We start from the raw sequence: 13,402 nt of genomic DNA on the forward strand, positions 1-13,402 counted from the left end.
TATTCCCTTGAAAATAAACTGAATATTTAATATTACATTCAAAAACCTCGTACAATTAAGTACGAGGTTAATTTCATTTATTCAAATGATTATTTGATTGATCATCCTGTTCTTTTCTTAACTCTTGTTCTTCATCTTTTGGTAATTGTTTATCATTATCTTTAATTGGATTCGTTTCTCTATTTTCAATCATATCATTTGGAACTTGTGGCATTACTCGGCCCACAATAGCCGCTAATTCATCTAGTATACCTTCACCTGTTTTTCCTTTTTTAATTTGCTTTCCAATTTGTTTTAGGCGTTCATACGTATCAACATCTGCTACAACGACTGCATTAGCACCGTCAGGGTCATTTTTTAAACTTTCTGCAACAGAGTATTTAATTGATTCAACACGAGTTCGATCAAGTTTTGCTTTTACGTCTATACCTACAATAGCATATTTTCCAAAAACGACCGCTGTTGCATCATTCACACCTGGCAAACTTGCTGCTAAAGATGCTAAATGATCTGCTGCTTTTTCATTTGGCTTATTTGATTTATTCGTATAATTAACATTTTTCATTGAAACATTTTTTTGTTCCGACTTTTCGTTTGGATTGTCTTTTTTTCCAATACTGCATCCAGTTATAACGAAGCAAAGCATCAATATATATATTAGAGTTTTCATTATTTTCACCACTTCACTATTAAGGTTTAATCATAAATTTTTTCAACAGCTTGCATTTTCTTTACCTTTTCCTCGGCCCCGCTATTAGCATTAATGAATATTTGATACGTATCTTTTCCTAAAGTACCTATAAATTCATAGCAAAGTACTTCATTATGCAAATCATTGACTACTAAAGCTTTACGTTCTTCCATAACTTTTACATCCGGATTGATTTTCTTTCTTGCTTCTGCTGCAGTTAGCTTTGCCGATGGAACTGTTCGCTTTTGATGTGACGCTAAGTATTCTTTTGCGGAGAACCCAACGATAGAACCATCATCTAAAGCAATTTTCATTTGGATTGCTTCTGGATAAATTCGTACTCCATTTTCATTTACTACATACGTAAATACACCAACATTATCATATTGAGAGCTATCATAAAGCTCCATATTATTAAACTTATGGTCCTTTAAAAATTTCAAACCTTTACTACCTGCATCGTTTAAACTAACTTTCTGTTCTTTAATTTCGCGGTTATTCATAACCCAAATTGGATATCCGCCTTTTCCGGTAATATCCATATAGAACTCATTGTTCGTTGCTTCATCTTTAATTTTCACACTATAGAAGGATTCTTTCGCACCTTTTCCGCTTTTCTCAACATCTACTTTTTCATTTCCTTTTAAATTCAAAAACGATTTGGCAATTTTCGCCGCTTCATCTTTAGAAATTGCCTTTCCTTCCGCTTCAAATCCACCTTTTTTATTTTTTTGCGCACTTGTAAAGGTCGGTCCGAAGTTTGTAGAAGAATATGATGTTACGTTTTTCTCTACAGTTTTCAATCCATCAATAATTGTGTTATCTGCTGGATCGCGATTTGATGCAAGTGCCATTTCTACATCCATCCAGCGTAAATTATTTTTCAAAACAAGATGTTGTACTTTTCTTAGTTCATCTTGTATATTTCCTGCATTTGAATATAAAGTTTGCAACGTTTTATATTCTTGCTCATTTAACGGTTCTTTTTCTAAATCACGAATGGCTGCACGGTAACTAAAATCACCGATATTCGCTAAAAATTCTTCCGTTTTATTAAATGGCATTAATGTTAAAGGAAGTTGCCCTACATCCGAGCGAGCTTCAGATGTTAAACGCCATACATCCGCTAGTGCAGGTGATAAAGATGATCGTGAATTCATCGCAAGTGTTGTACCAATTTTATCGTGCAATAAATCGACTTCGTATGCTAAATCATGGAATGCACGTTGATAACTATTTTCCGCTCGAATTAAAACCGCATTTTTCTCTTGGTGCTCTTTATAGCCCCAGTATCCTGTTCCTACTACACCGACTGTTAATAATACAATGATAATACCTCTTAACATTGTCCCACCTCCACTCTATTTACAGAAAATATGTTTACCGATTTTTTTAATTTGTGGACGAGTCCAAATCCATTTACTAGTCGCAGTATCTGGATTGAAATAATATAAAGCATTTCCTGTTGGATCCCATCCGTTAATCGCATCTAAAACTGCTTTTTTTGCTGTTTCATTTGGCGTTAAATATATTTGTCCATCGGCTACCGCTGTAAATGCTCTAGGCTCAAAGATTACACCTGAAACAGTATTTGGGAACGACGCACTTGTAACACGATTTAAAATAACAGCAGCTACTGCAACTTGTCCTAAATACGGTTCACCACGTGATTCCCCGTATACTGCGTTTGCCATAAGCTGAATATCATTTTGAGAATAACCGTTCGGAACATTTGTCCCTTTATTTTGAGGTGGTTTATTCTCCTGTGCAGTGCCACCACTATTTCCTTTATTCGTTGTCGTCCCTTTATTAGCAGTTGACTTGTCATACTTCGTTGCCTTCACGAGCATTTGCTTCGTTTTAGCTCCAGCTAAACCATCAACGGGTAATCCGAATTTCTCTTGAAAATTCCGAAGTGCCCAGTATGTACCCCATCCGAAAACACCATCCACTTTTCCCGTATAAAATCCGTTATATTTCAAACGAGATTGCAGTTCAATGACATCTTCGCCAGATGCCCCTCTTTGAATGACTTGATTAGAAAAAGCTTCTACATTCTTTAGTTGTATACTACTGACCATTAAAGACAGCCCTATGAACGCAAGTAAAACTGCTATTTTAAAAATAGCCTTTTGGCGCATAATTTTTCCTCCTTAATTACGGAAATGATTTCTTGGTTATGTTTTGTAAAAGCCTCGCTTTTATGTAAAGAAGACAAAAAAATCCAAACTAATATCGTTGAAAAAATATGTAAACAATATACAAAAAAGATAAAAGGAGTTCATCATGAAGAAATTGTTAAAGCGTGTCGCACTTGTCATTCTGTTCCTAACAACATGTTCAAATATATATACAGGCTCATCAATTGTTCATGCGCAGCCGCCGTATGCCAAATGGGGTAAGCTAGCCGTAGAAAAGACGAAAGAACAATACCCAAAAGCAGAAATTATTGACTATCTTCATATAGGTAGAAAACCCAAAACAGTTCAAATAACTGTTGAAAAATTTAAATTGTGGTTACGTGAAGATGGAAAAGAATATGGTGTTTTTGTTGATGTAGAATTTGAAACAAAGACGGAGAAATTTATAAAGATGTCGTTTCAGAAGACGAGTAGATAAAGTGAAACCCCCACTGTTAAAAACAGACACAGTGGGGGTTCTTGCATTTCTAAAATTCTTTTCTAAAGTTTCGATTCCCTAAAAATCTTACCAATATACAAATAGCGCCAATTACAACTGCTATCCCTATACTGTATAAAAGTACTTTACCATACCCACCTATTCTTGGATCTAAAAACGGATATGGATACCAATTCACGATTGGACCACGTACTAAGCTATATACCACATAAAAAAACGGGAATAAGAGCCAACTTGCAGATTGTTTCCAAGTGATTTTCTTAATAGGTGGATTTAAAATCCAATCTAAAAGCATTGTAATCGGCATGATATAATGTAGCACAGTATTTACCCATGGTATTGCCGTTTGAAGTGATTCTTCTAACCCTCTTAATAATAAAAAATAAATGAGTCCAGTCGTAAGTATGTATACCGTTGCTGCACCACGAAGTATACCAAACTGCTCTGAGCGACCAAATGTAGCTGTTACGATACTACTTAAAAGGAGAATACATGCAACTAAAATGTTACTTTCGATAGTGAAGAAACTAAAAAAGTTAACTGGATTAAACGGCTTCACTTGTGCCCTAATTATGAATTGCGTAATAATGGCGCTACATACTAGAAGACTTAAACAGAATCTAAATAAAGATAAAGTTTTTTCATCCCTCATACATTCCCTCCTTTTCTTATATATAATTGGAGTTTCCCTGTACATGCTCAATAAATAGTTTTAATGGAACGAGCCCACGTTTTGGCATATGACTACTTATAATAGCTACTACTTCTAATTGAGGAATGATAACAATGTATTGTCCGCCATATCCCATAGCAAAATATATACAATACGGTATGTGAAATCTTTCGTTATGTAATACCCACCAGTGATAGCCATATGCGCCGACATGTTCATATGTTTCAAATTGCGCCCTGCTTGACTCTTCTAACCATTGCGCTGATACAATTTCTTTCCCATTCCAAAATCCATTTTGTAAACATAATTTTCCTAATTTTAATAAATCGGTAGATTTCATTTTCATACCGAAGCCACCTACATATATACCCTGCGGATCTTGTTGCCACTCGTATTCGTTAATTTTTAATGGATCAAATAAATATTTCTTTGCAAACCGCTCTGTCGAAATTCCAGTAGCTTCTTGAATAATATAGCTCAGTAAATGAGAAGAACCTGAATTATAATTCATTTTTGTAGCAGGTTCTTCAATTATTGGCTTTTCTAATATGTACTGTACCCAGTTCTCTGATTCTACAAAGTCATTTGGGAATACTACTCCATTCCCAAACTCTTTCCAGTCCTCACCAGTAGTCATTGTTAATAAGTGATATAGCGTTAAATCATGTTTTTCCCCAGGTACATTTTCAATCCACTCTGTAATTGATGTATGTATATCATTTATATAGCCCTTATCAATTGCAATACCAATTAATAAAGATACGATACTTTTTGTAATCGAATTTATTTTATATAAGTTATTTGCACATTCGGGTGTTTTATAATACTCAGTTGTTAATTCCCCTTTTTGATAAACAAGAAATGTATTCACTTTTTTCTTTTCGAATTTATTTTCTAGTTGCTTGAAATCCAAAAACTTTACCTCCATTTAAATAGTTACTCCATTTATTATATCTTGTTCCTTCATTTTAAACATAATTGTGCTCAAATAAAAATAAACCTGTCAGCCATAATGAACTGACAGGTTTATTTTTATAATTTCGTACGAACATTCCAAAGCTCTGGGAAGAATTGTTGATCAAGTACTCGCTTTAAATAAGAAACACCGGAGGATCCACCTGTACCCATTTTATGCCCAATAATTCTTTCTACTGTTTTCATATGACGGAAACGCCATTGTTGTAGCCAGTCTTCAATATCAATCAATTTTTCAGCAAGCTGATATAAATTCCAATATTTTTTCACATCCGCATACACTTCCAACCATGCTGCTTCTACTGTTGCATCTTCTTCATAAGGCTGCGTAATATCACGGTTTAACACATCTTTATGAATAGGGAATCCTTCTTTTACTAATGCTTGAATCGCGACATCATATAGACTTGGTTCATGTAGCGCTTTATGAAGTCGTGCATGTAATTCTGGATCCTTTTCATAAATTTTTAATGCGTGTGGCGTTTTATAGCCAAGTGCATACTCAATCATACGATATTGATACGATTGAAAACCTGAAGCTTGACCGAGTGAATCACGAAACTCAATATATTCTGATGGTGTTAATGTCGCAAGAATATCCCAAGATTGAATAATTTGAGACTGAATTTTTGATACACGTGCTAACATTTTAAAAGCTGGTTGTAATTTATCTTGTTTAATAGATTCAACCGCCGCATTTAGCTCATGTAAAATGAGCTTCATCCAAAGCTCACTTGCTTGGTGAATAACGATAAATAACATTTCATCATGATGGTCCGATAATCTTTTTTGAGAAGATAGTAAACTATCTAATTGTAAATACTCCCCATACGTCATATTCTCTTTAAAATCCGTATGAATCCCTTTTTCCATAATTACTTTTTCATTTTCTTTCATATTAGCCAAACGCCCCTTTTATATGATTCTACTTATATTGGTCTAATAACGGCTCGAACTGGACTTCCATCTGCATCAGTTAATGCAAGTGGTAATGCAATAAGTTCATAATCACCGTCTGCTACATGATCTAGTACGACATTTTCTAAAATATGAATTCCATGTTTAAATAATTGATGATGCGCTGCTAATTCTTTATCATCTAGCGGATCAACTGATGGTACATCTACTCCGATTAAACGAATACCTTTCTCTGAAAGAAACGACGCTATGTCTGCACGTAAATGAGGGATCACCTCTGGAAATTCTTCAGCTTTTCCATGTGAAGATGTACGTAATAATAATCGTTCTACACCTTCTAAATGAAAGCTTTCTAATTCCTTTTTCCCGATGCTTTCAAGATTAGAAACGTCAATAATCCGTGCTGGGCCAACATAAACTTGAACATCTAAATCCAATACTTTCTTTCCATCATTATCAAAATGAAATGGTGCATCAATATGAGTGCCTGTATGAATACTCATCGTTAACTTTCCGACATTTACTGAGCCACTTTCTTCTTTTGACCATGAAACTTCATACGAGAACGGTGTGTCTCCTGGCCACGTTGCAATATTATTATTTAGCGGTTGTGAAATATCAATCCACTCTGATGTTTTCATATTTATGCCACAACCTCTCGCTTATTTTCAAACTGCTTATACTCTTCATTTTTCATAATTTTCTTTAATATTTGTACAGATTTCCACACTTCTTCGTATGTGTTATATAAAGCGACCGGCGCAAGTCTCACCCCATTTGGCGCTCTAAAATCTGGAATTACTCCATTTGCTTTTAGTGCTTTACATATACGTGCTGCTTCTGCATGCTCTAAATAAATGTGCCCGCCTCGTTTTTCATCCTCTAATGGATTTCCAATTGTAAATTCGAAATCTTTTAATTCATGTCCAATTAAATTCAGCATGTATCTCGTAATATGTAAAGATTTCTCACGTAAACGTTCAATACCAGCATCTTTGAAAATTTCAAGTGAACCAATTAATGGTGCTGTACTTAATACGTGCGGTGTACCAATTTGATAAGCACCTGCATGATCAGCAGCTGTTAATGTATGCTCCATATCAAACTGTTTATCTTTTCTAGAACTAAACCATCCAGACAATCCTGGCAGTCTATTAAAATGTTTACTATTTACATAAAGGCCTGCAACACTACCCGGTCCTGCATTTAAATATTTATAATTGCACCAAACAGCAAAATCGACATCCCAATCTTTGAAATGATGCGGAATAGATCCTATTGAATGGCATAAATCAAATCCAATGTGAATGCCGCATTTATGAGCTTCCGTTGTTAAACGTTTCATATCAAGAATTTGACCACTTCTATATAAAACAGAAGGTAATAAAATTAAAGCGATATCATCTTCCATCGCATGGATAATATCTTCTTCAGAAAGTGTTCTACCATCTCTGCTTTTCACTCTTACTAAATGCTCATCTGGATCTAATCCTTTTAAACGAATTTGACTTTGAAGTGCATATATATCTGATGGGAATGTTAATTCATCCGCAAGAATTTTTGTACGTATTCCTTTCGGCTCATAAAATGTGGCAATCACTTGGTGTATATTCGTCGTCGTAGAACCGGTTACAATGGTTTCTTCTGGTAAAGCTCCAATAAGAGGTGCAGTCAACTCACCTAATTTCTCCGAGAGAAAAAACCACGGATGCTCACCCTCTGTCCAGCCGTCAATGCCATACTCTTTCCATGAATCTAGCAAAATAAGTAACGATTTCTCTGCTCTTTTTGAAAGTAGTCCTAATGAGTTTCCATCTAAATATATCGTTCCTTCTTTTTTATAGAATTCAGTTTGAAAATCTTTCAGTTCATCATGTTTATCACATTCAAGCGCATATTCATAATTCGGTTGAAATGGTTCTTTATACATGGTGTCACCTTCTCTTAATTTTCTTTTTATTCTAACTAATTGAAATATATCACCTCAATTGATACGACGTCAATGATATTATGTCAGTTGACTTTATATATGAATTTCTTTTACAATACAGTTATATTTTCAGATATTTCAGTATAAAGAGGTGATTCTTTGAAAAACAGTACCCTTTCATCAAGAAAACACCGCTCCTTAGAAACGAAGAAGAAACTATTACACTCTGGTTACACTATTTTTATACGTAACGGATTTCAAAAAACGACAATTACACAAATTATTAAACATGCAGAAACTGGTTACGGAACAGCATATGTATACTTCAAAAACAAAGATGATCTCCTAATTAGTTTAATGGAAGATGTTATGAATCGTTTTTATAATATCGCTGAACGCTCTTTTTCTCCACAAACAAAAGAAGAAGCACGTATAATGATCCAAAATCAAGTTAGAGCATTCCTGCAATTAGCAAATGAAGAACGCGCTATTTTGCAAGTTGTAGAGGAAGCGATAGGATTATCAAGAGAAATACGGCAAAAATGGGATGAGATTCGGGAACGTTTTATAAAAAGCATTAAACAGGATATTACATACTCTCAAGAAAGTGGATTGGCACAACCTAATTTAAATAAAGAGATTGTAGCACGCGGTTGGTTCGCGATGAATGAATCGTTTCTTTGGACTATTATGCAAAACGACAAAAAGATTAACTTAGAGGAAATTGTGTATTCGTTGACGGAGATGTATACGACGGGGTTATATAAATAGCACACCTGCAATAAATACGGTGTGCTATTTTACAACTATAAAAATATTTTATCTGGGTAAGGCAATGCTAAAAGGGGCTTTTCAGATAAAGAGAAATATTTTAGTTTTAACGATTCACCATCTATCGATTTCAACTCGCCACTAGTAACTTCACACTCAAACACAACAACAATATATTCTACTTCATCACCATTCGGATATATATGGCGGTACTTTTCTCCTCCAAATACTCCTTTTTGTTTTTTTACTTGTACTTCCAATCCTGTTTCTTCCCAAACTTCCCGAATTACTGCTTCTTCTGGAGTTTCCCCAAGTTCAATTGCTCCAGCTGGCAAACTCCAGTATTCCCCGCCAGGATATTGAAACAAAATATCTCCCTGCCCATTTTTTATAACAGCAGCTACACTTGGCATGAATATTAGTTCATGTCCTAATTGCTCACGGATTTTTTTATAATATAGCGACATAGACATAAAATTCTCCCCCACTTCATTAGTAAATACCTTTATTTCCTGACATCTATTGTATAATAATACCAATAACAATTCCTATATAGAAAGGACAAGAAAATGTCTCAAGAACAACTAATAAATAGTTTTCTATCATTTTTAGGTGCTACAAAACAGCATACTAGCTTAAGGTTTTTAAATGAACTTATTAAAGCTCATCAAGAAAAAGTAAAGTGGGAAACTCTTACTAAAATAATTGACTGGGAAAAAGGTAATAAAACAGGTCATTTTTTTCCTTCCATTGAGACATACATATACCGTATTACAACAAAAGGTCTCGGGGGTACTTGTTGGACGCACTCAATTGGATTTCATTGGTTATTATCAAATCTTGGTTTTAATGTTCATTATATGTATATGGATCCCGGACATTTATGCTTACGGGTTAACTTAGACCAACCTTATTATGTTGATATTGGTTATTGTGCACCTTTATTCCAATCTTACCCACTTTATGAATCATTTCAAGTAAGTAATGTAAGAGAAACTTTCACTTATGAAGTCTCAAATAATAAGATTGAAATTACTAGAAATCCAGGTCCCACAAAAACCTTACACATAGAACCAATACACTTATCAAATATGAAAGAACTTATTTCAAGGTCTAACGATTGGCGTACATCTCCTGTATTAAAGAAAATTCAGATTTTCGGTTATATCGATGGTATTCCAACTTCTATTAATGATAATGTTTTAAAACGATATTTCCAAGGTAAGAAAAGAGAACAAATCATTACATCTTCTGAACTTAATTATTGGATAACAGAAAGATTTTGTGTTGATAAAGAAATATATGAAAGAGCTATTGAGATTTTCAATGAAAAAATTTTCAAACAGTAAAAGCGTTACTCATGAGATTGAGTAACGCTTTTACCTTAATATATTTTTAATATTAATCTTCTTTATGATAAGCAGCTTCTACACATTCTGCTAGACGTTCCATTTGTTCTATAGTTAAACCTCGTGAAATCCAGCCTGTTAACTTATACATCATTTTATAATAAAAATTACTAGGTTCATATTCTGAAATTAATGTTAGTGCTGTACCTTCCTCATCTTCTTCTAACATATAAGTCATTGCTGAATATCCTTGCTTCATTTCACTACCTAGTGAAATAATATGGGGTGTATCGTATTCAAGAATTTCTACTTCTGCCTCAAATGTTTTCTTACCTACTTTTTGAACAGAAATATATTTATCTCCTACACGTGGATTCTCTTTATCCATATTTGAAGGATAGCGATTTTCTATTATAAACGTATTCCATTCTTTTATTTTTTCATCTTCTATTATATAGTCACATACAATATCCATTGGTGCTTTTATTACTATTTCAATTGCAAAACTCATTATACTGCCCCTCTCAAATACCCTATCCATTTCTATTTAACTAAATCATTATGCCATATTTTATATAGTGAAATACAAGTGGAATTTTAACTTTTATTGCGAGAATATTTTTCGTAATAAGAAAATCATGAATAAATAATTTAAATACTTATTCATGCAAAATGTTTTACTAACAATACAACAATTAAATATAACGCAACGAGTAGTCAAGCGATGCCCATACTTTTATTTTCTTTATTTTTAAAATTTTGCACTCCTAAGCTAACTAACATAATCCCTATAAGCGTTTGTAAAATTAGCATACTCTGTTCCGAAACATCATTCCAACTATAAATAGAATACCCCCTTACAATAATTGCAAGTACAATCGTTAAGATCCTATTCATATGAAAATCCTTCCTATAAAAAAAGAAGCCACTAAGTTTCCTTAGTGGTTTTATTAACAATTTATATTTAGTAAAATTACTTTTTATGAGTTTGATATAAGTCAATAGAATTTCCTGTCCAATATAACTACGCATGTTAGCCCACTTTTTCTTTATTCAGTCTACTTACAATTCCAACAATAAATTTATATTCAACCCTTCTCTTCTTATCTTTCTTAAAACCCTCTTTCGTATCAAAAATAAAACAAGTTTTCCGAAACCAAATACGTACGTATAAAGACTCAAAATAAATAGGTTTTATAATACCTCGTTCTTCAAATTCAGTCCCATCTTTATTTTCAGTTTCCGTTCGAACAAACCACCTATTCCCGATGCCAATTTCAATATACTTCACATAAGTCCCCCTTCCGGAAATTAATTTCTAACAATTCTATTATTTCCCCGGTAAGCGCACATTCCGACAGAACATGAGCCCACAAAGAAAAAGTAGATTGCAAAAATCTACTTTATAACTTATATTTTTGCATTCGTTTATAAAATGTACTACGGGGTACATTTAATAGTTTTGCAGCTAACGAAACATTTCCATTTGTCTTTTGTAATGCTTCAATCATGCTATCACGCTGTATTTTTTCGCGAAAATGTAATGTATGTTCTGTTTTATTTTCAACTTGTAACTCAAGTTGTTGTTGATTTCCCCTCATTGTTTGTAACAAAAAAACTACTTGTTTTTCGCATATTTCCCGTCCTTGCGACAAAATGTAAATGCGTTCTAATACATTTACTAGTTCCCGAATATTTCCGGGCCATGTATGTTGTAAAAATTGATTGTATATACTCTTTGGAAATACAACATTCCAATTCTTCTGTTCGCAAAAGTGTTGTATAAAATATGGGATATCCTCTTTTCTTTCTATTAACGATGGAACATATAACGGATAAACGTGCAAACGATAATATAAATCTTGACGGAATTTCCCTTCTTCTACTAACCGTAGTAAATCTTTATGTGTGGCAGTAATAATACGAATATTTACTGGTACCAATTTTGAACTCCCAATTGGAGTTATTGTGCGTTCTTGTAAAACACGCAATAATGCTACTTGCATCTCTGGTGGTACTTCACCAATTTCATCTAAAAATAATGTTCCTCCGTTTGCTTGTTCAAATTTCCCTTTATATCCTTGACGTCGCGCACCTGTAAATGCACCTTCATCATAACCGAACAATTCACTTTCCATTAATTCTTTAGGCAAAGAACCGCAGTTTACAGCTATAAAGGGCCCGTCTTTTCTTGGACTATTTTCATGAATCGCTCTCGCGACATATTCCTTTCCTACTCCTGTCTCACCACATACATACACACTAGCATCAGTCGGTGAAACAAGCTTAATTTCTTCTAGTGTGTGTTGAAATGCTTTACTTGTCCCGGTAACTCCTGGAAAAGTAATTCCTTTTATAAATGTGAAAGTAGAATATGTATTCATTTGTTTGTTTTCCTTTAAATACATACATTTCCCGATCATTCTTTCATTACTATATACCGGTATCTCTAATTTAGTTTCCAATCCATGGTGCACTAACTCTTCAAGTTTCATTCTTGACCAATTAGTTACTCGTTCCCGAACGCTCTTACTCGCAGAAACGATAACATCACGATGATTACAAATAACTACTTGTTCATCACTATCAATGACATCTAAAAAACGATGGATTAAGTGTAATTCATTTTGATGAACTCTTATGCTACATTCACGCTCTATCGCATGTGCAATTGAAGTTACCATACCGAGCATATATGGATGCGAAAATTCAATTGGACAGGAGAAATCTAGAACACCAATTAATTTCCCGTCATCATTATGAATGGGAGCAGCCGCACAACTCCAGCTATGAGATACCACGGAGTAATGTTCAGTACCACTTATCATAATAGCTTCTTCAATTTCTAGCGCTGTTCCTATTGCGTTTGTCCCCACAGCTGCTTCCGTCCATTTTACACCTTCAATAAAATTAATATGTTTCGCTCGCTTTAACGTTTGTTTATTTCCACTTAACGATAGAACATAACCGTCTGGATCGATTAATAATGCCATCATTTGTAGTTCATCAATGGTTTTTCTCATATTTTGTATTTGAGGTAATGCTATATCAAGGAAAATTTCACTCTTTTTCTTTTGATCTTGAAAAATATTAGAAGACAAAATTTTCTGACCTTTATTCATGTGAGGATTCACATTTGCTTGTTTACATCGGTACCATGATTCTGAAATTCTTTCGTTTATACGGTTCGAATCAAGGACTCCTTCATTAATAAACTTTTTCCATGTATGTAAGTAAAACGGTGAAGCTAACATTGTATCATCTCCCTTTTAATTGTTTTGGAGATTTATAAAACATACTTTTATTATAAAACTGAATAAAAGCGTTTTCAATAAAACTAGAAAGACGACACAAATATGTTAATAATTTGAATATCCTAATGCATTTCTTTATTCTTTTTTAGTAGCACTATATTTTGTATAATGGACGCAAAGAAAATACATAACCAAAACCAC

General features: G+C 33.7%; 15 protein-coding genes and 1 pseudogene. 3 read left to right on the forward strand and 13 right to left on the reverse strand.

Annotated features, from left to right (window positions below):
- Window positions 1-73: 73 nt before the first annotated feature.
- The 3 genes from MR143_RS10555 to sleB are packed head-to-tail and all read right to left on the reverse strand — an operon-like array spanning window position 74 to window position 2,832.
- Window positions 74-670, reverse strand: coding sequence for a YhcN/YlaJ family sporulation lipoprotein (locus MR143_RS10555; protein ID WP_000854058.1), 597 nt, complete (start codon window positions 668-670; stop codon window positions 74-76).
- 26 nt (window positions 671-696) lie between these two features.
- Window positions 697-2,037, reverse strand: coding sequence for a germination protein YpeB (gene ypeB, locus MR143_RS10560; RefSeq protein WP_000943726.1), 1,341 nt, complete (start codon window positions 2,035-2,037; stop codon window positions 697-699).
- 15 nt (window positions 2,038-2,052) lie between these two features.
- Window positions 2,053-2,832, reverse strand: coding sequence for a spore cortex-lytic enzyme (gene sleB / locus MR143_RS10565; protein WP_001249053.1), 780 nt, complete (start codon window positions 2,830-2,832; stop codon window positions 2,053-2,055).
- Between the two features lie 145 nt (window positions 2,833-2,977).
- On the opposite strand from sleB, the gene MR143_RS10570 reads away from it, so the two are divergent.
- Window positions 2,978-3,310, forward strand: a complete 333-nt coding sequence (locus MR143_RS10570) for a DUF3889 domain-containing protein (RefSeq protein WP_000734902.1) — start codon at window positions 2,978-2,980, stop codon at window positions 3,308-3,310.
- 49 nt (window positions 3,311-3,359) lie between these two features.
- Here MR143_RS10570 and MR143_RS10575 read toward each other — a convergent pair whose 3' ends face one another.
- The 5 genes from MR143_RS10575 to kynU form a co-directional block, all read right to left on the reverse strand.
- Window positions 3,360-3,983 carry a Pr6Pr family membrane protein gene (locus MR143_RS10575; protein ID WP_001204114.1) on the reverse strand — a complete coding sequence of 208 codons (624 nt, stop codon included), beginning with the start codon at window positions 3,981-3,983 and terminating at the stop codon, window positions 3,360-3,362.
- Window positions 3,984-3,999: 16 nt separating this feature from the next.
- Window positions 4,000-4,917 (reverse strand): serine hydrolase domain-containing protein, encoded by a 918-nt coding sequence (locus MR143_RS10580; RefSeq protein WP_199717754.1) that lies wholly within the window; start codon window positions 4,915-4,917, stop codon window positions 4,000-4,002.
- A gap of 119 nt (window positions 4,918-5,036) precedes the next feature.
- Window positions 5,037-5,876, reverse strand: coding sequence for a tryptophan 2,3-dioxygenase (kynA, locus tag MR143_RS10585; protein WP_000661973.1), 840 nt, complete (start codon window positions 5,874-5,876; stop codon window positions 5,037-5,039).
- Window positions 5,877-5,908: 32 nt separating this feature from the next.
- Window positions 5,909-6,538, reverse strand: coding sequence for an arylformamidase (kynB, locus tag MR143_RS10590; protein WP_000858074.1), 630 nt, complete (start codon window positions 6,536-6,538; stop codon window positions 5,909-5,911).
- Between the two features lie 2 nt (window positions 6,539-6,540).
- Window positions 6,541-7,827, reverse strand: coding sequence for a kynureninase (kynU, locus tag MR143_RS10595; RefSeq protein WP_000276257.1), 1,287 nt, complete (start codon window positions 7,825-7,827; stop codon window positions 6,541-6,543).
- A gap of 159 nt (window positions 7,828-7,986) precedes the next feature.
- Here kynU and MR143_RS10600 point away from each other — a divergent pair, with 159 nt between their 5' ends.
- Window positions 7,987-8,598: a TetR/AcrR family transcriptional regulator gene (locus MR143_RS10600; RefSeq protein WP_000798553.1), complete on the forward strand. Its 612-nt coding sequence runs from the start codon at window positions 7,987-7,989 to the stop codon at window positions 8,596-8,598.
- Between the two features lie 35 nt (window positions 8,599-8,633).
- On the opposite strand, the gene MR143_RS10605 is transcribed toward MR143_RS10600, so the two are convergent.
- Window positions 8,634-9,071, reverse strand: coding sequence for an NUDIX hydrolase (locus tag MR143_RS10605; protein WP_089148768.1), 438 nt, complete (start codon window positions 9,069-9,071; stop codon window positions 8,634-8,636).
- A 96-nt stretch (window positions 9,072-9,167) separates the two neighbouring features.
- Here MR143_RS10605 and MR143_RS10610 point away from each other — a divergent pair.
- Window positions 9,168-9,972, forward strand: a pseudogene (locus MR143_RS10610) (arylamine N-acetyltransferase family protein).
- Between the two features lie 27 nt (window positions 9,973-9,999).
- On the opposite strand, the gene MR143_RS10615 reads toward MR143_RS10610, so the two are convergent.
- From MR143_RS10615 to MR143_RS10630, 4 genes are all read right to left on the reverse strand, one after another.
- Window positions 10,000-10,458, reverse strand: a complete 459-nt coding sequence (locus MR143_RS10615) for an SRPBCC domain-containing protein (RefSeq protein ID WP_000006414.1) — start codon at window positions 10,456-10,458, stop codon at window positions 10,000-10,002.
- A 206-nt stretch (window positions 10,459-10,664) separates the two neighbouring features.
- The gene (locus MR143_RS10620) at window positions 10,665-10,844 is read right to left on the reverse strand and encodes a DUF3953 domain-containing protein (RefSeq protein WP_002164057.1); all 180 of its coding nucleotides are present in this window, start codon (window positions 10,842-10,844) and stop codon (window positions 10,665-10,667) included.
- A 136-nt stretch (window positions 10,845-10,980) separates the two neighbouring features.
- The gene (locus MR143_RS10625; RefSeq protein ID WP_000873842.1) at window positions 10,981-11,238 is read right to left on the reverse strand and encodes a DUF3977 family protein; all 258 of its coding nucleotides are present in this window, start codon (window positions 11,236-11,238) and stop codon (window positions 10,981-10,983) included.
- Between the two features lie 112 nt (window positions 11,239-11,350).
- Window positions 11,351-13,201, reverse strand: coding sequence for a sigma-54-dependent Fis family transcriptional regulator (locus tag MR143_RS10630; protein ID WP_199717757.1), 1,851 nt, complete (start codon window positions 13,199-13,201; stop codon window positions 11,351-11,353).
- Window positions 13,202-13,402 lie beyond the last annotated feature (201 nt).

The organism is Bacillus cereus group sp. BfR-BA-01347 (genome assembly GCF_022663835.1).
In the GTDB taxonomy this organism is placed as follows: Bacteria; Bacillota; Bacilli; order Bacillales; family Bacillaceae_G; genus Bacillus_A; species Bacillus_A thuringiensis_K.